The following is a 21,893-nucleotide window of genomic DNA, read 5'->3' on the forward strand; positions in this document are numbered from 1 at the left end:
GTCGCCGTCCTTATGCCTGCACCAAAGGGCCTGGGTTTTTCAGATACTGCTCGCGAATAGCGCGGGCAGACCAGTAAGCCAACGCGGCCACGGTGCCGGTCGGGTTGTAACCCAGCCCCTGCGGAAAAGCCGACGCGCCGATCGAGAACACGTTATGGACGTCCCAGCTTTGCAAATAGCGGTTCACCGCGCTGGTCTTCGGATCTTCGCCCATCACCGCACCGCCGTTCATATGGGTGGTTTGGTAGCTGGTGGTATCGAAATGGCTGTTGGCATTTTTCGGGCTGCCAGAAATCAGTTTCGGGTTCATGGCCTTGGCGATCGGTGCCATTTTGTCGTACATAAATTGCGCCATCTTGATGTCGTTTTCCTGCCAGTCGAAGGTCATGCGCAGCAGCGGCTGGCCGAACACGTTCTTGTAGGTAGGATCGAGATCCAGATAGTTGCTGCGATAGGACTGGTGCGCGCCGTGGGCATCCATCGAGACATGATGGGTATAGGCATCGGCCACCGCCGCTTTCCATTGACTGCCCCAGGCCGGGGTGCCCGGAGGGGTTGGCAAGCCGGAGATCGGTTTGGTACCCGCCTGGTTGACCCAGAACGGCGAACCGCCAACGAAGCCGGCTTCGGCATGGTCAAAGTTGTCGGCGTTGAAGTCGTCCACACCCACACCATTACCACCAGCGCCGATGAACGGGTTGGTAAACACGTCCTTGTCGAAAAACGCCTTGATGGTGGTCAGGTTTTGGTAAGCAAAGTTACGCCCAACCACGCCTTCGCCGGTCACCGGATCGTAAGGTTTGCCGATGCCGGACAGCAGCATCAGGTGAACGTTGTGGAACTGGAACGCGCCCAGGATCACCAGCTCGGCCGGTTGTTCAACTTCACGGCCCTGCGCGTCGATATAATTCACGCTGGTTGCGCGAGATTTATCGTCGGTCAGGTTCACCTTCAGCACGTTGGCGTTAGTGCGCAGCTCGAAGCGTTTCTCCATGCGCAATGCCGGCAGAATATTGACGTTCGGCGAGGCCTTGGAATACATATAGCAGGCGTAACCACTGCAGAAACCGCAGAAGTTGCACGGCCCCATCTGCGCGCCGTACGGATTGGTGTAAGAATCCGAAGTGTTGGCAGAAGGCAGGTTATAAGGGTGATAGCCCACATCCCGCGCCGCTTTCTCAAACATTTGCGCAGAGAAAGTATTCTTCTGCGCCGGCAACGGGAAGTTGTCGGAACGGTCCGCCGCAAAGGGGTTACCGCCCTTCGGTGCCATTTTCTGGCCCTTGACGGTCCAGGCGGTGCCGGAGGTGCCGAACACTTTCTCCGCCTTGTCGAAGAAAGGCTCCAGCTCGTCATAGGTGACACCGAAGTCCTGAATGGTCATGTCCTTCGGGATGAAGCTTTTGCCATAACGTTCTTCGTAGTGGCTACGCATGCGCAGTTCGATAGGATCGATACGGAAATGCACGCCAGACCAGTGCAGGCCTGCGCCACCCACGCCGGTACCCGGCAGGAACGCCGCCAACTGGCGGTAAGGCACCGCCGTCTGGCTGGTATTGTGACGAATGGTCACGGTGCTTTTTGACAAGTCCTGGAACAGCTTGCGGCGAATGTTATAGGTCAGTTCGTCGATCACCTGCGGGTAGGAACCGTCCGGGTAGGTATCGCGCATCGGGCCGCGCTCCAGCGCCACCACGTTGAGCCCGGCCTCGGTCAGTTCTTTGGCCATAATGGCGCCCACCCAGCCGAAGCCGACGATCACCGCGTCTACTTTTTTCATTACCGTTGCCATTGTTACCCCCTCTCCCCACGAATTGATACCGGGGGTAAGGGATAACGTTCCCCTCGTTCAACCCAGTCCATAAAGTCGGCGCGCGCGCCCGGAAAATTAATCAGCTTCCAACCGACCATGTCTTTATTGCCGCCATGGATCGGATCGCTGAAGAAACCTTCGCGGGTGTTTTGCAACAAATAGGAGAAGAACAGCTTGGCAGGCAACTGCGCAAACTCGGCTTCGCCGGACTCAAATTTCTGCAACAGCGTGTCCTGCTGTGCGGCGTCCAGCTCGGCAAAAACTTTACCGGCGGTTTTCTTGCAGTAGGCATCGGCATCAGCGATACCCAGGTTGTAGATCTGTTTCGGCACCAGCGGCAGTTGATAACCCATTTCCTTCGGAACATCCGGGTTAAACGGCCCCTGCATATACCAGATGGATCCGGTGGCGTACGGGGTATTCATCTGACGATCGATAAACTCCGGCACGCCGGCTTCCAGCGCGCCAGGGCCACGATCGTCGGCCGGGATCAGGCGTGCCACTGCCGCCTTGACGAAGGCCCATTCTTCCGGGGTAAAGAACGTAGGCTGGTAGTCGCTTTGTTTTGGGGTGTCTGTTGCCGCGACCGCCGGTATTGAGGCTGTCAGCGCGCTAACGCCGCTGCCGCCAATCACCGCTGCGGGGATTAAAGTCATCGATTTCAGCAGGAAATCGCGCCGTGAATTGTTAGTTTTATCGTCCGACATATCACATTCCATCCAAAGATAATCACAACTATTTAACCTCAACCTTGCGGTCGATGCGGGTTTTAAACATAAATTGTTACTTATTTGTATATTTATTGAAGCTCAGAATGTGAGCGAACGCCACAATGTTACCGGTAACTTATTGAATGAACGTAAAGATTTGCAGGTTAATGTAAAATTAACTATTCGTGCGGTTTTTTAGGTAACAGGATGGGAAATAACGAAAAATGGGAGCTGCATCGCGCTTTGACCCTGCGCCAATAAAAAACCGGCCCCATTAAGGGGCCGATTTAGCAAACAAATCTGAACTAGGGCGACATTGCCTGGTAGGCGGTGGTGACCTTCCATAAATAGCGTGGCGCTTGCGGGGCCGGATGCTTTTTCTGGATGTGTTGGTAGAACTCATCCGGACTCATCTGGTTAATGCGATTCACCGCCACACGCTTGTCCGACGAGAAGGTACGCAGCATGGCGCCTGCCCCATTCACATAAGAAACGATGGTGGCGTAACGTAATGTTTGTGGATCGTTGATCCCGGCTAGCTGCTGGCTTTGAAGAATATTGATATAGGCCGTTCCCAGATCAATATTAACCGCCGGATCCTTCAACTCACGCGAGCTTGGTTGCCCGCTTCTTCCTTTAAGACGATAGGCGTCACGCCCGGCGGTTGAAGGTTTCAGCTGCATTAATCCCACTGCGTTCGAGGTACTGACTGCATTCGGGTTAAACCCGGACTCTACCTGAATAATCGCTTTAATCAGCGTTTCGTCAACGCCATAGCTGTTAGCGGCCTGACGAATGTAATCGTTATAGGCTACCGGTGTCCCCGTACGGTTAACTGGAGCCTGCGGGGGAGCCTTTAACCAACCACCACGCGATGTGCCACTGCCTGAAATATTGTTTGCTGTTTGGGGGTCTTTGGCACAACCCGACAAAAGCAAAATTGCCGTCAGGCAACCTATTTTTGTTTTCACAGAATCCCTCACTCCTTTCAATGAGTTGCGTAGCATATACAACTTGTAAGGACGCCTGTACGCTTTTTTTGGTCTAATCTCAAGCTACTCGTATACCAAGAGGTGATTTATGAGTCAATCTGCAACAACGTGTTTTGTGGTGACTTTTCGCTATCAGGAAGAAGGATTAGCTGATTTGGCCAAGCTGACAGGACAATTAACCCTTCAGGGATTTGTCACGTCGGTGGCAGACGAAAATGGCGTTCCACATGAGCTGGGCAGCAACAGCTTTGCGCTGATAACCCCACTGGATCAACAGGATGTGCAGCTACTGGCACAGAAGCTTGGGCAGGTGGCGCTGGGTAAAATTCCTGAGGTCGAAATTGTCACCTACGACGCCTATGTTAAGCGGTTACATACTGATACATAAAATGCTATAACTCACCGGGCGGTATTATTTTTTCCATTGAGTAAATAACCGGCAGTTCGCCGGCAGGTGACGCTTGACTTTGCTCTAATTGATATTGATAATCATTTTCATTTGAGCTTGGAGACGTCATCATGTTTATGAAACAACGCGCTTTTCCCCGCCTAGCCATTAGTCAGTCCAGAGGCATTTTCCGCCCTGTCGCCCTGCTGTGCCTGTTATTGACCGCCGGCCTCGCCAGCCATGCCGCGTTGGCGGAAAAAAAGCTGCGCGTGGTGACCACCTTTACCATCATTCAGGATATCGCCCAGAACGTGGCCGGTGACGCCGCCGTGGTGGAGTCAATCACCAAGCCGGGCGCGGAAATCCATGATTATCAGCCAACGCCGCGCGATATCGTCAAGGCACAGCACGCCGACCTGATCCTGTGGAACGGCATGAATCTGGAACGCTGGTTCCAGCGTTTTTTTGAGAACATCAAACAGGTGCCTGCCGCGGTAGTCACCGAAGGCATCACCCCACTGCCGATCCGCGAAGGCCCTTATAACGGCAACCCGAATCCGCACGCCTGGATGTCTGCCAGCAACGCGCTGGTATATATCGAAAACATCCGTAAGGCACTGGTGCAACACGACCCGGCCAATGCTGAAACCTATAACCGCAATGCCAAAGCCTATGCCGCCAAAATTGCCGCATTGGACGCACCGCTGCGCGAACGTCTGGCACGCATCCCAGCAGCCCAGCGTTGGTTGGTGACCAGTGAAGGTGCCTTCAGCTATCTGGCAAAAGACTATCAGTTGAAAGAAGTCTATCTGTGGCCAATCAACGCCGATGAGCAAGGCTCACCGCAGCAGGTTCGCCGGGTGATCGACGCCGTGCGTGCCAACCACATCCCGGTGGTCTTCAGCGAAAGTACCATTTCCGACAAGCCGGCCAAACAGGTCGCCAAAGAGACCGGCGCAAAATACGGCGGCGTGCTGTATGTCGATTCACTGTCTGCTGAGGGTGGCCCGGTGCCAACTTATATCGACCTGCTCAATGTCACCGTACAAACCATTGCCAAAGGATTTGATCAATGACCACCGAGGTTTTTGTCCGCCCTGAATTGAGCGTGGACGACGTTACCGTCACCTACAACAACGGCCATACCGCGATCCACAACGCCAGTTTCACCCTGAGCGGCGGTGCCATCTGCGCGCTGGTTGGCGTCAACGGCAGCGGTAAGTCGACCCTGTTCAAAAGCATTATGGGGCTGGTCAGACCCACCAGCGGCCGTGTACAGCTCAACGAGCAGCCGGTCGCGCAGGCGCTGAAGAAAAACGTGATTGCCTACGTCCCGCAAACCGAAGAGGTTGACTGGAATTTCCCGGTGTTGGTGGAAGACGTAGTGATGATGGGCCGCTACGGCAAGATGAACTTCCTGCGTATTCCTTCAAAGGAAGACCGGTTGCGGGTCGATAAGGCGCTGGAGCGCGTTGGCCTGAGCGAACTGCGCACCCGTCAGATCGGCGAACTTTCCGGCGGGCAGAAAAAACGCGTCTTTCTGGCGCGGGCGCTGGCTCAGCAAGGCACCGTTCTGCTGCTGGACGAGCCCTTTACCGGCGTCGACGTCAAAACCGAGAATGCCATTATTGATCTGCTGCGCGCGTTGCGCGATGAAGGCCACCTGATCCTGGTTTCCACCCATAATCTGGGCAGCGTGCCAGAGTTTTGCGATCGGGTGATCCTGATTAACCGTACGGTGCTGGCCGCAGGGCCGACTGAAACTACCTTTACCCAAAGCAACCTGGAACAGGCATTCGGCGGCGTACTGCGCCATATCAACCTGTCCGGCCCGGACCTGCACGACGACAACGACCCGCGCACCCTGACGGTGTTGACCGATGACGAGCGCCCGGCGGTGTTCTACGGCCATACCAAGAGTGACCCGCCGGCGCAAAGCCAGCCAAAGGAGAAACAACCCTGATGCTGGAACTTCTGCTGCAACCCTTCAGTTACAACTACATGGTCAAGGCTATCTGGGTCAGCGCCATCGTCGGCGCCGCCTGCGCGTTCCTGTCGGCCTACCTGATGCTGAAAGGCTGGTCGCTGATGGGAGACGCGCTGTCGCACTCGGTGGTGCCTGGTGTTGCCGGTGCCTATGCGCTGGGCCTGCCCTACGCCGCCGGTGCCTTCTTTACCGGCATGCTGGCCGCACTGGCCATGACGCTGGTCCGCCACGTCACTCGCCTGCGTGAAGACGCGATTATCGGCTTTATCTTTTCCACCTTCTTCGCCGTCGGCCTGCTGATCGTTTCGCTCAATCCCACCTCGGTTAACGTGCAGTCGATTATCTTCGGCAATATTCTCGGTATTGCCGATGAAGACGTGTTGCAGGTCGAGATTATCATCGGCGTATCGCTGCTGATCCTGTGCCTGGTGTGGAAAGATCTGCTGGCGGTGTTCTTTGACGAAAACCACGCAGTGTCGATCGGACTGTCGCCGCTGCGGCTGAAGATCCTGTTCTTCACCCTGCTCAGCGCCTGTACCGTAGCGGCATTACAAACCGTCGGCGCGATTTTGGTGATCGCCATGGTCATCACGCCGGGGGCAACCGCCTATCTGCTGACCGACCGTTTCAGTCGGCTGGTGATCATTGCCATCGCGATCGGCGCATTGACCAGCGGCTTCGGGGCCTACCTGAGCTTCTTCCTCGACGGCGCAACCGGTGGGGTGATCGTGACCCTGCAGACGCTGGTGTTCCTGGCTGCCTTTTTCTTCGCCCCCAAGCACGGTCTGCTGGCATCCAAACGCCGCGTAGCGCGTGAACAGACCGGAGGCCACTGATGGAAACTCTGTATCAACTGCTCAGCGAACCCTTCGCCTATCCGTTTATGCAGCGGGCGATCCTGGCCGCTATCGTCACCGGCGTGGTCTGTGCGGTGCTGTCCTGTTATCTGGTACTCAAGGGCTGGTCACTGATGGGCGATGCCATTTCGCATGCGGTGCTGCCCGGCATTGTGCTGGCGTTTGTGCTCGGTATCCCGGTGGTGATCGGCGCGTTTTTCTCCGGTATTTTCTGTGCGGTCGCCACCGGATACCTGAAAGAAAACAGTCGGGTGAAAGAGGATACGGTGATGGGCATCGTGTTCTCCGGCATGTTCGCCTTTGGGCTGGTGTTGTTTTCACGCGTCGATACCGATCAGCATCTGAGCCACATTCTGTTCGGCAATATGCTGGGTATTACCGATGCCGAACTGAAACAGACGCTGCTGATGGCCGGTATTACCCTGTTGGTGGTGCTGCTCAAACGCAAGGATCTGATGCTCTACTGTTTCGATCCCAACCATGCCAGGGTGATTGGCCTGCCGGTGAAGCTGTTGCACTACGGGTTATTGTGCCTGTTGGCGCTGACCATTGTCGCTTCGCTGCAGGCGGTCGGGGTGATTCTGGTGATTGCGATGCTGATCGCACCGGGCATTATTGCCTTTATGCTGTGCCGCAGCTTTGATCGCATGCTGATGGTCGCCACGGTGGTATCGGTATTCTCCTGCGTGCTCGGCACCTTGATCAGCTTCCACATCGACGGGGCCACCGGCCCCTGCATTGTGATCGTCCAGGCGATGCTGTTTGTGGTCGCCCTGCTCTACAGCAAGTTCAGGCCGTTACAACGTCACGAAAAGAGCTTAATCAACGCCAAGTCTTGAAACCGGCGGCGGTGCCCAATGAGCACCGCCGCCTGGTTTTACTGCTGCCGATAAATATCCGGCCGGACAATGTGCCAGACAAAATCCTCACGATTCACCGCTTCATAACCCACTTTTTGATACAGCCACGGCGCGGTACCGGTCACCAGCATAATTCGTCGTAGCCGTTGCAACACAGGGTGTTCCAACGTGCAATCCATCAGCCAACGCGCTAACCCCTGCCCCTGATAATCCGGAGAGACAAATACATCGCACAGGTAGCCGAAAGTGGTGTAATCCGTCACCAGACGGGCAAAACCCATCTGCTGTTGCCGGTGATACAAACCAAAACACAGGCTGTTGTCGATGGACAGCTGCACCGTCGCCAGCGAAATGCCACTCGCCCAGGTCGAGGTGGTCAAAAACGCGTGGGTAAAGGCGACATTTAATTCACTTTTATCGCTGTTGATCCGGTATTCACCGCGCTGCCACTGCTGGTTTTGATCCATTAATTTCTCATCTCATTGATAATAAAAGACATGATAAAAACGCCCCCTTGCCTCAGCCGCAGCTGGCCTGATAAACATCGCTCTCCCCCCAGCAAGTTGCAACATGCGCCGTACTTAAATTAATCAATAGCGTATATACTTTGAGCAAACACGAGTGGCGAGAAAATCGCCAGTTGTTGGTGCCAGCTGTGCGCCAGGTCGTGTTTTCTTCAGGCTAAAGACGCTAACCTAATGAATTCGCAGGCAACACAGAGGGGGTGTACCATGTGGCAAGCCGTTAGCCGTCTGTTAAGTGAACATCTTGGCAGCGCAGAAATCCGCGAAAGAACCGAACTGCCCGGGGGCGATATTCACCCGGCATGGCGTGTGAGTTACGGTGACCACCAGGTGTTTGTCAAATGCGATGCCCGGGAACTGTTGCCCATTTTTACCGCCGAGGCCGACCAGTTGGAGTTACTTGCCCGCAGTAAAACGGTGCGGGTTCCGCAGGTTTACGGCGTCGGCAGCGATCGCGACTACAGCTTCCTGCTGCTGGAATACCAACCCCTGAAACCCTTTGATGCCCACGGCGCCTACTGTCTTGGCCAACAACTGGCTCATCTGCACAAATGGAGCGAACAGCCACAGTTCGGTCTCGACTTCGACAACGATTTGTCCACCACCCCGCAACCCAATGCCTGGCAGCGCCGCTGGTCAGAGTTTTTTGCCGAGCAGCGTATTGGCTGGCAGTTGCAGATGGCGGCAGAGAAAGGCATGACCTTCGGGGATATTGATGAGATTGTTGACGCGGTGTATCTCCGCCTGCAGCACCATCAGCCGCAGCCTTCACTGTTACATGGCGATTTATGGCCGGCCAACTGCGCTTTAACCGCCAACGGCCCCTTGCTGTTTGATCCGGCCTGCTATTGGGGCGACAGAGAGTGCGATTTGGCGATGCTGCCGCTGTATCCGGAGCTGCCGCCGCAGATTTATGACGGTTACCAGAGCGTCTGGCCCCTGGAGAATGGATTTATCGAACGTCAGCCGCTGTATCAGCTGTATTACCTGCTCAACCGCAGCAATCTGTTTGGTGGCCAGCATCTGGTCAAGGCCCAACGCGCGGTGGAAGCACTACTGCATTCCTAGCCGCGATAAAATCAAGGCGCTGAACCCAGCGCCTTGATTTCAACTCTCTCTCACCTCAAGCCGAGCCGGCCAGTTGGCCGAGCAGCTTGATGACAAACCAGGCGATCACCGCGATCACCACCGGTAAAATGTACAGCGGGAAGTATTGCAGAAAAATGGTGTGGTGCGGCAACGTAATACGTTCTTCCAACTGCGCACGGGTGTGCCCCTCGCCGCCCTTGGCCTGCTCGAGGATCATCTGGTCTTCCAGGCCTTCGCGAATAAATTTCACCTGGCGTGACATGCGCGCACCTGAAGCCTGCAGCGCCAGCCCGACAAAAATCAGAATATAAATCACGATAAACATGAAATTAGCGCCGCTGAACAGGCTTTTTTCGACGTCCGGGACCGGCGAGTTATACCAGAAGATATTCAGGAACGGCGTATTGAAGCGCACCATATCGACCATCACGTGGACAAAATCCAGCATTACCGCATTGATGCCTTTAGTCTTTTCGCTGTGCTGATAAACAAACATCAACATTGAGATCAACGTTGAAAGCAACGCAGGGATAAAAACCACCCAGCCCAGAATACGTTTGATAATGGCGATGCGCCCAGCCTGTTGATACGTCATGTGTTCCCCTTGTAAGCGACGTAACCGTAATTGGCTAAGTCTACCTGTAGTTACTGAAACTCGCCCACCGTTTTCTTCACTGTGACTGTGCTACAAGCGTAGCCGGGATTATCCGAAATCAACAGCTTAACGACATCCGCGCGTTACCATTAAATAGTTATATAGTTAAATCAATCCGTTTAGACAGGGGCCACCATGATCCGGCTGATTATCTTATTGTTGGGTGCACAGGCGCTGCACGGCCAGCGCCGCCTGCTGATGCTGTTCGGCTGGTTGTGGATTTGCGTGGGCATGCTGATGCTGTTCGACATTCTGCAGGATGGTCGTTCGGTGCTGGCGTTAGATGCCTTGGCCGTCATATTGGCACTGGAGGGGCTGGTGGCTATTTCCGCCGCGCTGGTAATAGGTTCTTCCGCCAGCAGACCGGTACTGTTGAAAGGCCTGGGCTTTATCTTTATGGCTTTTTTGACTCTCGACGTGCCCGCAGACGATAATATCGTCGCCACGCTGGTATTTGGCAGCGCGCTGTTGCTTGACGGCGCAGTACGTATCGCCTCCTCCACGGTGATCCAGCACAGCCGCTGGAAGCCGGTAGCGCTGGCGGGCAGCGGTGAAATTCTGCTTTCGCTGATGATTTTTATTGGCTGGCCGGCACCACACCGCATGACGGTGCCCTTTTGCCTCGGCGTGATGATCCTGCTTTCCGGTTGGGCGCTGCTGCGTATTGCACGACGACTGGAGAGCTTTTCTCTGAATCAGAATCAAGATCAGTCCGCTCCCCAATGGACGCATGACACTACCCCGCTCAGCCTGTACGTCTGGACGCCAATAGGTTCGGCAAAAGACGCGCGCCGACGTTATATCGTCGATCGTTACATCGCCGCAGTCGACGGTGGCGGTAATATCTCCACCGGTCATGCTGCTCTGGCGCTGGATCCGGATGTATATATTAGCCACTATCCGCTTAACGATATCAGCCACTCCGCACAGGATTTTCGCCAGTTGCTGCATTCCGGCGAACAGAACAACGTCGACGGGCGTTTTTTGCCGAGCCTGCAACAAGAGGTAGCGACCTGGTGTCCACCGGATAAAAAAATCCAGTTTCACCGCTATAACCCGACAGCGCTGCGCGCTTTCTGGCAACGCTATCAGCAGGACACCACCTATAACCTGACCCGTCGCAACTGTTCCACCACCGTGATTCGGGCACTCGACAGCGCGCTGGAAGGCGTACTGGGCGATAAGCATCTGTGGCGCCGTTTTCTGTTGCTGGTGCTCGATCCCAACCTGTGGATGCTGGCGGTGTTGCGCAGCCGTGGCGAAAGCATGACCTGGACACCGGGGTTGGTGCTGGACTATGCGCGCATGCTACAGCAGGTCACCGAGCGCCAACATCAGCGCTGGTGGTTAAAGCTGCGGGAAGTGTGGCGTATCCTGCGTTTTGGCCGGGCTCAGCCTCGCAGGCAAAAGTTTTAGTCTCACCGTCAGCGATGATAAAGTGTTTGCCACATTCACCGGCGCCGGCAAGGAGTTAACCGCTAATGGCCTATTCGCAACGCATTGAAACCGCTATTTTTGATATGGATGGTTTATTGATCGATTCAGAACCCCTGTGGCTACAGGCGGAACTGGATATCTTTGGCGCACTGGGGCTGGATTTGTCCGATCGTCACAAGTTACCGGATACCCTGGGTCTGCGCATCGATCTGGTGGTGAAAATGTGGTACCAGGCCATGCCGTGGCAAGGGGTTTCGCAAGAGGAAGTCTCAGCGCGGATTATCGAACGCGCCATTGAGCTGGTACGTGAAAAACAACCGCTGTTGCCGGGCGTACACCAGGCGCTGGAACTGTGCCGCAGTCTGGATCTGAATATCGGCCTGGCCTCCGCTTCGCCGCTGCACATGCAACAGCAGGTGCTGCAGATGTTTGGCCTTGAAGGCTACTTTGACCAATTGGTTTCCGCCGAATATCTGCCTTACAGCAAGCCACACCCCGAAGTGTATCTGATTGCCGCCGAGCGCCTCGGCAGTGATCCACTGCGCTGTATCACTCTGGAAGACTCATTCAACGGCATGATAGCCACCAAGGCCGCCAGAATGCGTTCGATTGTTATCCCGGCGCACGAATATCGCGACGATCCGCGCTGGGCATTGGCCGACCATAAGCTCGAAACGCTGGAACAGCTGACACCTGATCACCTGGCGTAATCTTCACGGCATCGGTCTGCTCCCGGTGCCATGACTCCCCCCTTCAAGCCCCATCAGCGCTTAATTTCAAAATCGCGCATTGCGTCATAAAATAAATAAAACGTTATTTCATTTATATTGAGTTAGTCTGCCGCTCTCTCTATGCTAGGGCGATAAGAAAGCGCCGGGCGATCGGTACAGGCTGTCACTGCCACGCAACCTGATCCTGTCGCCCGGAGCTTTCTTCCTCCATCAGCCTTGCCGGATCAAAAACACATAACCCTTTAGCATTGACCATAACAAGCCGTTGTAAAACCGTATAAAATAAACAATTGGTTACAGGGTAACTGCTTCCACTACTGGGAATTTTCCCATATACTGGATAAATTAACAGTTTATCAGCTGGAACTGCAGTATGACCGCGGAAGGACATCTTATTTTCTCTGTCGCTTGCGCGATTTTCGCCAAGAAGGCCGAGGTGACACCAGAGCTGGCTACCGGCGACTGGTGGCATATTATCCCCGCTGCGCTGCTGACTTCGTTGCTGCCGGATATCGATCACCCCAAATCGGTGTTGGGTCAGCGCCTGCGCTGGATCGCCATTCCAATCTCCCGTGCCTTCGGCCATCGTGGTTTTACTCATAGCCTGTTGGCGATCGCCGGCGGCATGGCACTGTTCCAGCTTGATGTCCCACGCAGTTGGCCGATCCCGCCGGATGTTCTGCATGCGATGATTATCGGTTACTTCAGTCACCTGTTGGCAGATATGCTCACCCCCGCCGGCGTGCCCTTGCTTTGGCCCTGTCGCTGGCGTTTTCGCCTGCCGTTGCTAAATTCTCAGAAAGGCAACCAACTCGAGCGCGCTCTGTGCCTGTGTCTGGTCGCTTTCGCTATCTACTGGCAAGGCGGTTGCACCATTCCTGTGCAGTCCTATTTTGAACAAATAAAAAATATCAGACTGTGATCACATAAAAACGGCCATTTAATATCCGGAAGGGTTATTAATTAAACAAATCAGCCAACAAAGTTATATCAAATTCCATTTGGATATAAGTGAGCCGTTACGCAAACTGTTACGATATTTAGTATCGCTAGGCCTTGGTGCATAGCCATTTTTATATAAGAAAAAATAATTGGAGACATTGGGGATGAATCTTCCGCTGGTTATTAACGTGGTGATTTTTGTCGCCCTCCTTTTGCTGTTGGCGCAAACCCGCCATAAGCAATGGAGCCTGGCGAAAAAGGTACTGGTCGGTCTGGCAATGGGTGTGGTGTTCGGTCTGGCACTACAACTGGTTTACGGCTCCGATAACCCGGTACTGAAAGAGTCCATCAGCTGGTTCAACATTGTCGGCAACGGCTATGTGCAACTGCTGCAAATGATTGTTATGCCGCTGGTGTTCGCCTCGATCCTGAGCGCCGTCGCCAAGCTGCACAACGCCTCTTCATTGGGAAAAATCAGCTTCCTGACGATAGGCACCCTGCTGTTCACCACGATGATCGCTGCACTGGTGGGCGTGCTGGTCACCAACCTGTTCGGTCTTACCGCAGAAGGTCTGGTGCAGGGCACGCAGGAAAGCGCGCGCATGGCGGCTATTCAGAGCAACTACGTCGGTAAGGTAGCTGACCTGACCGTACCGCAACTGGTGCTGTCGTTTGTGCCGAAAAACCCGTTTGCCGATCTGACCGGCGCCAGTCCAACTTCGATCATCAGCGTGGTGATCTTCGCCGCCTTCCTGGGTGTGGCTTCGCTGCAGTTGCTGAAAGACGATAAAGAAAAAGGCCAACGCGTACTGGTCGCTATCGACACCCTGCAAGCCTGGGTGATGAAGCTGGTGCGTCTGGTCATGAAACTGACCCCGTACGGCGTCCTGGCGTTAATGACCAAAGTGGTGGCCGGTTCCAACATCCACGACATCGTCAAACTCGGCAGCTTCGTGGTGGCCTCTTACCTCGGCCTGGCCATCATGTTTGGCGTGCACGCGGTGCTGCTGGCCTTCACCGGCGTTAACCCGGCGAAGTTCTTCCGCAAAGTCTGGCCGGTGATCACCTTTGCCTTTACCAGCCGCTCCAGCGCCGCCAGCATTCCGCTGAATGTGGAAGCACAAACCCGTCGTCTGGGTATACCTGAATCGATCGCCAGCTTCTCGGCGTCGTTCGGCGCAACAATCGGCCAGAACGGTTGTGCCGGTCTCTACCCGGCGATGCTGGCGGTGATGGTGGCCCCTACCGTTGGTATCAACCCGCTGGATCCGCTGTGGATCGCCACGCTGGTGGGTATCGTCACCATCAGCTCCGCCGGTGTTGCCGGTGTGGGTGGCGGCGCAACCTTCGCCGCGCTGATTGTGCTGCCGGCACTGGGCCTGCCGGTCACGCTGGTCGCCCTGCTGATTTCGGTTGAACCGCTGATCGACATGGGCCGTACCGCGCTGAACGTTAGCGGTTCCATGACCGCCGGTACCGTCACCAGCCAACTGATGAAACAGACTGACAAGTCCATTATGGACAGCGAAGACGAAGTGGAACTGGCTCACCAGTAAATTTCGTCGGCATTAAAAAACCGGGGCTGAAGCAGGCCCCGGTTTTTTTACGTCTGAAAAGCCGCTAAATCTAAAACAAAAAAGGCGCTACCGGTGAATGGCAGCGCCTTGATGGCAATCGATGGGATCAGAAAGGATAGTCGTGGTAACCCATTTGCTCGGAAATGTTGCGGGCGGCGCTATGCAGACGTTTGACGTAATCGGCTTTGGCCTCTTCCGAGTAGCGAATGGACGGGAAGGAGATGCTCAGGCCGGCGGTGACCACGCCAAAGCGGTCAAACACCGGCACCGCAATGCAGCGCAACCCTTCTTCCTGCTCTTCGATGTCTTCGCCCACCCCCTGCTCACGCACCTGCTCCAGCAACGACATCAACGCCGCGGCATCGGTCAGAGTGTTCGGGGTGCTGCGGATAAACTCAATTTTTGACAGGATTTGCGCCACTTCATCTCGGTCACGCCAGGCTAACAGCACTTTACCGATCGCCGTGCTGTGCAGCGGGTTGCGACGACCAATGCGCGAATACATACGCAGGTTATACATGGCGTCGATTTTATGGATATAGACAATACTGTCTTCATCCAGCGCCCCGAGGTGAATAGCTTCGCGGGTGTGGTTCGACAGCTCGCGCATCTGGATATCGGCGCTGCGGATCAGATCGACGCTTTGCAGCGACTTGGCTCCCAGTTCAAACAGCTTGAGCGTGAGCGCGTATTTCTCCGACTCGCCCTCCTGCGAAACATAGCCCAATGACTTCATGGTCTGCAGAAAACGGTAGACGGTGCTCTTGGACATCATCACCCGCTGGGAAAGCTCGGTTATGCCAATCTCACGTTCTTCGCCCAGCGCCTGCAAGATACCAAATACCTTCAGCACGGATGAAACCGCATCCGGTTGTTTATCTGAGTCTGCGTTAACCATAGTCAATATCCTACCCGGCATTTTCTGTTTTAAGAAATTTGAACACGAGTTTCAGTATACGCGGTACCGCGGAAAGCACGCAATCTGCCCTGGGGATAAATGCCTGAGAAGGAACGAATTGAGCGCTTAGCTCTCATCGGTTATTACAATTGAGCGGGAATCTGTGGATGCAATCGCAGACGAATATGATTAGCATGGTAATACTCCCCCGAATTAATACCCTCGAGATCAACATGCGTTCTTGTACTGACGGCCTGCCCGTCCCACAACGCTATGGGGCCATCCTCGCCATTGCCCTGGGCATCACCGTTTCGGTGCTCGATGGAGCGATTGCCAACGTGGCACTGCCGACCATCGCGCGCGATCTGAATGCCAGCCCGGCCAGCTCCATCTGGGTGGTTAATGCCTACCAGTTGGCGATCACCATTTCGCTGCTGTCGTTGGCCTCGCTCGGTGACCTGATTGGTTATCGTCGCATCTATCAGGCCGGTCTGTTGGTGTTCAGCATTACCTCGCTGTTCTGCGCCCTGTCCGACTCGCTGACGACGCTGACCATTGCCCGCGTGCTGCAAGGCTTTGGCGCCGCCGCGATCATGAGCGTCAACACCGCGTTGATCCGCATTATCTATCCGCAACGGTTTCTCGGCCGCGGTATGGGGATCAATTCACTGATTGTCGCCTTTTCCTCAGCAGCCGGGCCGACGGTAGCGGCGGCGATCCTGTCGGTTGCCTCCTGGCAATGGCTGTTTGCGATTAACCTGCCGATTGGTATCGTCGCGTTGTTGCTGGGGATGAAGTATCTGCCCGGCAACAGCCAAAAAAGCACTAATCAGCGCTTTGATCCAACCAGCGCGGTAATGAATGCCCTGACCTTCGGGCTGCTGATCACCGCCATCAGCGGCTTTGCCCAGGGCCAAAGCCTGACGCTGATATTCAGCGAAATCGCCGCGCTGCTGGTGATTGGCTTCTTCTTTGTTCGCCGCCAACTGCGACAGGAATTCCCACTGCTGCCGGTGGACTTGCTGCGCATCCCTATTTTTGCACTGTCGATGGGCACTTCGATTTGTTCATTCGCCGCCCAGATGTTGGCGATGGTCTCGTTGCCGTTCTTTCTGCAAAGCACCTTGGGCCGTGACGAGGTCGCCACCGGGTTGCTGCTGACGCCATGGCCTTTGGCGATTATCGTCATGGCACCGCTTGCAGGACGCCTGGTTGAGCGTATTCATGCCGGGTTATTAGGCTGTATCGGTCTGGCGGTGTTTGCACTGGGCCTGTTCCTGTTGGCCCTGCTGCCGCAAAACCCTTCAGACCTGGATATCATCTGGCGCATGGTGCTGTGCGGTGCCGGTTTTGGGCTGTTTCAGTCACCGAATAACCACACCATTATTTCCGCCGCCCCGCGCAACCGCAGCGGGGGTGCCAGCGGCATGCTGGGCACCGCCCGCCTATTGGGACAGACCTCGGGAGCCGCGCTGGTGGCATTAATGTTCAACCTGTTCCCCACTTCCGGCACTCATGCCTCATTGATTCTGGCCGGTACCTTCGCCACATTGGCGGCAGCGGTCAGCAGCCTGCGCATTACCCAACCGCGCGCGCAACCGGAGCCAAGCAGTCAGCAAGCCAAATAACGGACATAAAAAAACCCCGGCGAGCCGGGGTTTTTTACTTTCTGAAGGTTACTTCAGATACTGACCTGAACGCAGCGCTTCGATACGTTTATCGAGCGGCGGGTGCGACATGAACAGTTCGCTGAACGACTTGGACTTGCCGTTGATGCAGAACGCCATCATGTTGCCCGCTTCCTGCGGCTCATAGCTGGTTTTCAGCCGTTGCAGTGCGGCGATCATCTTCTCGCGGCCCACCAGTTTGGCGGAGCCTGCGTCGGCATAGAACTCACGATGACGTGAGAACCACATGGTGATAATGCTGGCCAGGATGCCGAATACCAGCTCCAGAACCATCGACACGCCGAAATAGATCATCGGGTTGCCGTTGCCTTCCCCTTCGCCGTCACGGTTGCCCAGGAAGCCGGCGGCGGCCTGTGCGATCAGACGAGAGATGAAGATCACGAAGGTGTTCACGATGCCCTGAATCAGCGTCATGGTGACCATATCACCATTGGCAACGTGGCTGATTTCGTGAGCAATAACCGCTTCCGCCTCATCGCGGCTCATGCTTTGCAGCAAGCCGGTGCTGACGGCAACCAGTGACGCATTACGGCGCGCACCGGTGGCGAAGGCGTTGATGTCCGGTGCGTGATAAATAGCCACCTGCGGCATGGCAATGCCTGCCTGCTGCGACTGACGGCGTACCGTTTCCAGCAGCCAGTTTTCGGTCTCGTTACGCGGCTGTTCAATCACTTCCCCGCCGACGGAGCGCAGCGCCATCCATTTGGACATCAGCAGTGAGACAAACGAGCCGCCGAAACCAAACAGACCGGCCATGATCATCAGGCCCTGAACGCTACTGGATTGGATTCCTGTCAGGCTGAGCACCAGCCCGAAAACCAACATCACCGCCAGGTTGGTGAGCAGGAACAGAGCTATACGCATCATAAAATGTTTACTTCCTCATAAATGTTAACAAAACGCTGCCTCGGATACCCTAGATGGTATGGGCATTCGTCACAGTTTCAAGAGTTGCACGCCATTAACCTACTAAAAATACGAAACTTTACAAAAACGGCGCTCAGGCAATACTTTTCAAATTGTAAACGACTGTTGCGCAAAACGGTCGGTATTTTTTTGCGTAAAATTAACGATGTGGGCTATTCAATGCCTTAGGCGCGCCCATAAAAAAACGCACCCGAAGGTGCGCTTTTCATTTGCTGGTACTCGGCTGCGTTATTTCGCTGCCGCTGGCTGCGCCTGATCAAGATGCGCCAGATCCAGTGCGATATGCACGGTTTCATCCAGGTATGGGTCAGGTTCCTGGTAATCCTTCGGCAAATCTTCCAGAGCCTTCAGCGGCTTTTTACCGGCGCGCTGCAGACGATCATTAACACGTTGCAGGCGGGTAGCGTCATCATCGTGGTTCTCTTTCTCGCGCTGAACCAGGTTGAGTGAGACGATGTTACGCTTGTCCTTCAGTGCCTTGTAATGAGCGATATCCTGCGCGATGTACTGGAACTCCGGATCCTTGGCGATACGCTGTTCATGATCCTTGAGCAGTTCAGGTTCAAACGGCTTCATATCACCGGTTTTGGTGTAGGTCGCTGCATTGATGCTGTCCCACGGCATGGCGTTATCTTCAAACGCTTCACCGGTTTCCGCCGGATCGACGCCGCTCGGCATCAGAATATCCGGGGTAACACCCTTACGTTGGGTACTGCCGCCGTTAACGCGGTAGAACTTCTGAATGGTGTATTGCACCGAACCCAATGCCGGCCATTCCGGACGCAGCATCTGATCGTAAATACGGTTCAGCGAGCGGTACTGTTGCACGGTACCTTTACCGAAGGTCGGTTCACCGACAATCAGCGCGCGACCATAGTCCTGCATTGCCGCGGCAAAGATCTCGGAAGCCGAGGCGCTGAAACGGTCAACCAGCACCACCAGCGGCCCCTTGTAATAGGTCACGCCGTCGGTGTCCGCGTCTTCACGCACTTTACCGTTGTTGTCACGCACCTGGACTACCGGGCCGCTCGGAATGAACAGGCCTGACAGCGATACCGCTTCTGTCAGTGCACCGCCGCCGTTGGTGCGCAGGTCGATGATCAGGCTCTTGACGTTCTGCTTGGCCATCTTCTGCAGCTGAACTTTCACATCATCGGTCAGACCCACGTAGAAGCCCGGGATATCCATCACCGCGACCTTCTCTTTACCGACGGTCTTGATGGTCATTTTCACCGCGCGGTCTTCCAGACGGATACGCTCACGGGTCAAGGTGACCACTCGGGTTTTAGTACCCTTGCCGGCCGGCAGGATCTCCAGGCGCACCTTGCTGCCCTTCGGCCCTTTAATCAGGGAAACCACGTCGTCCAGACGCCAGCCGATCACATCGACCATCGGTTTTCCCGCCTGACCAACACCGACAATACGGTCACCCACGGTGATCGCCTTGCTCTTCGCCGCCGGGCCACCCGGCACCATGGAGTTGATCAGGGTGTAATCGTCATCCATCTGCAATACCGCACCGATACCTTCCAGGGAAAGGCTCATCTCGGTGTTGAACTGTTCGGTATTACGTGGGGAGAGATAGTTGGTATGCGGGTCGATTTCATGCGCAAAGGCATTCATCGCCAGCTGGAAAACGTCTTCGCTGTTGCTTTGCGTCAGCCGCTTGATAGCAAACTGATAGCGCTTGGTCAGCGTTTCACGGATTTCCTTGTCGGTCTTGCCGGTCAGCTTGAGGTTCAGCTCGTCATATTTGACTTTCGCGTTCCACAGTGCGTCCAGTTCGGCCTTGTCTTTCGGCCACGGCGCTTTGCTGCGGTCGAGATCGATAGTGTCGTTGCCGGTGAAGCTCATTGGCTTTTCCAGCAGCGACAAAGCATAGGTGTAACGCTCAAAACGGCGTTTCTGCGCCAGATTGTACAGCGCGTATGGCGTGTCCAGCTTACCGCTTTTCAGCTCTTCGCCCAGCTGATTACGCTTGTTGGCGAATTGCGCCACGTCGGAGGCCAGCAGCACGTTATGGCTGTAGTCCAGCATATTCAGGTAACGATCGAAGATCTTGCCTGAAAAGTCCGCGTCGAGGGCAAACTGGCGGTAATGAGAGCGAGTGAAGCGCGAAGTTACGCGCTCACTCACCGTTGCATGTTGCGGTTCCTGCTGCAGCTGAGGCAGTTGATCGATGCGGATGTTGGCTGGTTCCGCTCCGTAACTGACACCCGCCCACAACAGACCCGCGACTGCTGTTAATCTGACAAATTTGTTCATGCCTTGGTTGGCCTCCGTATCAGAACTGCAAGTGTTCTGCGCGCACAATCATCGCCAGACCGGAAGAGAGCTGCACACGTACGCCATCTTTGGCGATTTCAAGTACGGTTGCATCCATCGCACTCTGGCCTGCTCTGACTTTGATTTCCTGGCCAATTTGCAGTTTAGAGATATCCGTGACTGGCACACGACGCTGCTGGCTTTCCTCTTTGACTTCACGAGGTTGGCGAGCGGGCTGTGGGCGAGTTTGTGGGCGCGGCTTGCGGTTCTCCGGAGCGGCTCCGCCTTCACGACGTGCAGCAGGTTTTTTACCGGCTGGACGTGGACGACGAGGTTCCGCAGCGGCTGATTCACCGGCAGCTTCACGTTTTTTGGCGTTTTGCTCGGCACGCTGTGCCTGAACTCGCGCTTTTGCTTCTTCAAGCTGTTGACGGGCATGATCGACATGCTGCTGTTCCAGCTCACCGCACGGGTTGCCGTCCAAATCAACGCGTTGAGCGCCAACTTTGACGCCGTACAGGTAACGCCAGCTTGAGGTGTACAGGCGCAGTGCAGAACGCAATTGCGTTTTGCTTAGGTTTTCTTCCCCCTGAACACGCTCGACCAGATCCTGAAAAATACCGATTTTCAACGGGCGAGCTTCGCCCTCGGCGCTAAAGCAGAGCGGAAAACGCTCGGCAAGAAAAGCAATGACTTCTTTACTAGAGTTCAACTTAGGTTGATTTTCCATGAAATTTCCTGATTACAACGGGTTTGCCAACCAGCGCAGGCATGAACAGGCGTCATTATAATGACGCCATCGGTAAATGCCACGTTAACCGTAGATCAACTTGCCGTTACAGTGACATATTTCGCACTATCACACTGTTCCAGCTGCGCGCAAAGCCCCGCCACCACTGCTTCCAGGCCCCTTTCGTCCTGTTCGTCGAAACGTTGATAAACTGTGCTGTCGATATCGAGAACGCCGATAATCTGACCGCCAACGTTGAGCGGCAGCACAATTTCTGCATTACTGGCCGCGTCACAGGCGATATGACCTGGGAACTCATGGACATCGCCAACGCGCTGCACGCGATTTTCTGCCACCGCGCTGCCACACACACCTTTGCCAACCGGAATACGCACACAGGCGATTTTCCCCTGGAATGGACCCAGCACCAGTTGAGCGCCGTCCATCAGGTAAAAGCCGACCCAGTTGACGTCGTCAAGGCGCTCGTTGATCAGCGCACTGGCGTTGGACAACGCAGCGATAAAGTTGGTTTCCCCGTCGAGAAGCGCGCACAAATCACGTTTTAATTCCGCGTAGAATTGTTCTTTTGTCATGTGTTAACCATTAATACAGTGAAGAAGGCCACTAGCCCAAGTCTTAAGCCCTATAAAATAAGCATTAAATGCGTATAGCCACAAGGTTAATCATCTGTTGCTTCACAAAACCCTACCGGGCAAGGTATGTTTGCCGCTCAGAAACCCTGTTTTGCCGCCCGCTGCTTGGCCCTGTAAGGCACGGACAGATTTATTTTTCAGCTACGCTAATCGATACGGCGAGCTCTGGG

Annotated in this window: 21 protein-coding genes; 11 read left to right on the forward strand and 10 right to left on the reverse strand. The window is 55.0% G+C overall.

Annotated features, from left to right (window positions below):
• Positions 1-10 precede the first annotated feature (10 nt).
• The 3 genes from FCL49_RS04110 to FCL49_RS04120 form a co-directional block, all read right to left on the reverse strand.
• Positions 11-1,792, reverse strand: coding sequence for a GMC family oxidoreductase (locus FCL49_RS04110; protein WP_174352531.1), 1,782 nt, complete (start codon positions 1,790-1,792; stop codon positions 11-13).
• Positions 1,793-1,794: 2 nt separating this feature from the next.
• Positions 1,795-2,520 (reverse strand): gluconate 2-dehydrogenase subunit 3 family protein, encoded by a 726-nt coding sequence (locus FCL49_RS04115; RefSeq protein WP_174352532.1) that lies wholly within the window; start codon positions 2,518-2,520, stop codon positions 1,795-1,797.
• Positions 2,521-2,828: 308 nt separating this feature from the next.
• Complete coding sequence (locus FCL49_RS04120; protein ID WP_174352533.1) at positions 2,829-3,494, reverse strand: transglycosylase SLT domain-containing protein; 666 nt, start codon at positions 3,492-3,494, stop codon at positions 2,829-2,831.
• Positions 3,495-3,603: 109 nt separating this feature from the next.
• Here FCL49_RS04120 and ghoS point away from each other — a divergent pair, with 109 nt between their 5' ends.
• From ghoS to FCL49_RS04145, 5 genes are all read left to right on the forward strand, one after another.
• On the forward strand, positions 3,604-3,903 hold the full coding sequence (ghoS, locus tag FCL49_RS04125; RefSeq protein WP_174352534.1) for a type V toxin-antitoxin system endoribonuclease antitoxin GhoS: 300 nt from the start codon (positions 3,604-3,606) through the stop codon (positions 3,901-3,903).
• Positions 3,904-4,034: 131 nt separating this feature from the next.
• Complete coding sequence (locus FCL49_RS04130) at positions 4,035-4,979, forward strand: metal ABC transporter substrate-binding protein (RefSeq protein WP_254611020.1); 945 nt, start codon at positions 4,035-4,037, stop codon at positions 4,977-4,979.
• Positions 4,976-5,866 carry a manganese/iron ABC transporter ATP-binding protein gene (locus FCL49_RS04135; protein ID WP_012144868.1) on the forward strand — a complete coding sequence of 297 codons (891 nt, stop codon included), beginning with the start codon at positions 4,976-4,978 and terminating at the stop codon, positions 5,864-5,866. The genes FCL49_RS04130 and FCL49_RS04135 overlap by 4 nt, the downstream gene beginning before the upstream one ends.
• On the forward strand, positions 5,866-6,726 hold the full coding sequence (gene yfeC / locus FCL49_RS04140) for an iron/manganese ABC transporter permease subunit YfeC (RefSeq protein ID WP_153860691.1): 861 nt from the start codon (positions 5,866-5,868) through the stop codon (positions 6,724-6,726). Before FCL49_RS04135 ends, yfeC begins: the two co-directional genes overlap by 1 nt.
• On the forward strand, positions 6,726-7,586 hold the full coding sequence (locus FCL49_RS04145; RefSeq protein ID WP_174352535.1) for a metal ABC transporter permease: 861 nt from the start codon (positions 6,726-6,728) through the stop codon (positions 7,584-7,586). Before yfeC ends, FCL49_RS04145 begins: the two co-directional genes overlap by 1 nt.
• A gap of 38 nt (positions 7,587-7,624) precedes the next feature.
• Here FCL49_RS04145 and FCL49_RS04150 read toward each other — a convergent pair whose 3' ends face one another.
• Positions 7,625-8,074: a GNAT family N-acetyltransferase gene (locus FCL49_RS04150; RefSeq protein WP_174352536.1), complete on the reverse strand. Its 450-nt coding sequence runs from the start codon at positions 8,072-8,074 to the stop codon at positions 7,625-7,627.
• Between the two features lie 264 nt (positions 8,075-8,338).
• Here FCL49_RS04150 and FCL49_RS04155 point away from each other — a divergent pair, with 264 nt between their 5' ends.
• The gene (locus tag FCL49_RS04155) at positions 8,339-9,199 is read left to right on the forward strand and encodes a fructosamine kinase family protein (RefSeq protein ID WP_174352537.1); all 861 of its coding nucleotides are present in this window, start codon (positions 8,339-8,341) and stop codon (positions 9,197-9,199) included.
• A 55-nt stretch (positions 9,200-9,254) separates the two neighbouring features.
• Here FCL49_RS04155 and FCL49_RS04160 read toward each other — a convergent pair whose 3' ends face one another.
• Positions 9,255-9,815 carry a YniB family protein gene (locus FCL49_RS04160; RefSeq protein WP_174352538.1) on the reverse strand — a complete coding sequence of 187 codons (561 nt, stop codon included), beginning with the start codon at positions 9,813-9,815 and terminating at the stop codon, positions 9,255-9,257.
• A 195-nt stretch (positions 9,816-10,010) separates the two neighbouring features.
• Here FCL49_RS04160 and FCL49_RS04165 point away from each other — a divergent pair, with 195 nt between their 5' ends.
• From FCL49_RS04165 to FCL49_RS04180, 4 genes are all read left to right on the forward strand, one after another.
• Positions 10,011-11,291: an HdeD family acid-resistance protein gene (locus tag FCL49_RS04165; RefSeq protein ID WP_174352539.1), complete on the forward strand. Its 1,281-nt coding sequence runs from the start codon at positions 10,011-10,013 to the stop codon at positions 11,289-11,291.
• A gap of 65 nt (positions 11,292-11,356) precedes the next feature.
• Positions 11,357-12,022 carry a hexitol phosphatase HxpB gene (gene hxpB, locus FCL49_RS04170; RefSeq protein ID WP_174352540.1) on the forward strand — a complete coding sequence of 222 codons (666 nt, stop codon included), beginning with the start codon at positions 11,357-11,359 and terminating at the stop codon, positions 12,020-12,022.
• Positions 12,023-12,416: 394 nt separating this feature from the next.
• Positions 12,417-12,965, forward strand: coding sequence for a metal-dependent hydrolase (locus tag FCL49_RS04175; protein ID WP_037422530.1), 549 nt, complete (start codon positions 12,417-12,419; stop codon positions 12,963-12,965).
• Between the two features lie 184 nt (positions 12,966-13,149).
• Positions 13,150-14,541, forward strand: a complete 1,392-nt coding sequence (locus tag FCL49_RS04180; RefSeq protein ID WP_174352541.1) for an L-cystine transporter — start codon at positions 13,150-13,152, stop codon at positions 14,539-14,541.
• Positions 14,542-14,668: 127 nt separating this feature from the next.
• Here the strand turns inward: FCL49_RS04180 and kdgR are convergent, their stop codons facing one another.
• Positions 14,669-15,460, reverse strand: coding sequence for a DNA-binding transcriptional regulator KdgR (kdgR, locus tag FCL49_RS04185; RefSeq protein WP_174352542.1), 792 nt, complete (start codon positions 15,458-15,460; stop codon positions 14,669-14,671).
• Between the two features lie 233 nt (positions 15,461-15,693).
• On the opposite strand from kdgR, the gene FCL49_RS04190 reads away from it, so the two are divergent.
• On the forward strand, positions 15,694-17,088 hold the full coding sequence (locus tag FCL49_RS04190) for an MFS transporter (protein ID WP_174352543.1): 1,395 nt from the start codon (positions 15,694-15,696) through the stop codon (positions 17,086-17,088).
• Positions 17,089-17,136: 48 nt separating this feature from the next.
• Here FCL49_RS04190 and htpX read toward each other — a convergent pair whose 3' ends face one another.
• From htpX to FCL49_RS04210, 4 genes are all read right to left on the reverse strand, one after another.
• Complete coding sequence (htpX, locus tag FCL49_RS04195; RefSeq protein ID WP_012144856.1) at positions 17,137-18,015, reverse strand: protease HtpX; 879 nt, start codon at positions 18,013-18,015, stop codon at positions 17,137-17,139.
• A gap of 288 nt (positions 18,016-18,303) precedes the next feature.
• Positions 18,304-20,340: a carboxy terminal-processing peptidase gene (gene prc / locus FCL49_RS04200; RefSeq protein WP_174352544.1), complete on the reverse strand. Its 2,037-nt coding sequence runs from the start codon at positions 20,338-20,340 to the stop codon at positions 18,304-18,306.
• Positions 20,341-20,359: 19 nt separating this feature from the next.
• A complete protein-coding gene (gene proQ / locus FCL49_RS04205; RefSeq protein ID WP_012144854.1) occupies positions 20,360-21,070 on the reverse strand; it encodes an RNA chaperone ProQ in 711 nt (236 codons plus the stop codon).
• A gap of 95 nt (positions 21,071-21,165) precedes the next feature.
• A complete protein-coding gene (locus FCL49_RS04210; RefSeq protein ID WP_174352545.1) occupies positions 21,166-21,663 on the reverse strand; it encodes a GAF domain-containing protein in 498 nt (165 codons plus the stop codon).
• Positions 21,664-21,893 lie beyond the last annotated feature (230 nt).

Source organism: Serratia proteamaculans, assembly GCF_013337185.1.
GTDB lineage: Bacteria > Pseudomonadota > Gammaproteobacteria > Enterobacterales > Enterobacteriaceae > Serratia > Serratia proteamaculans_D.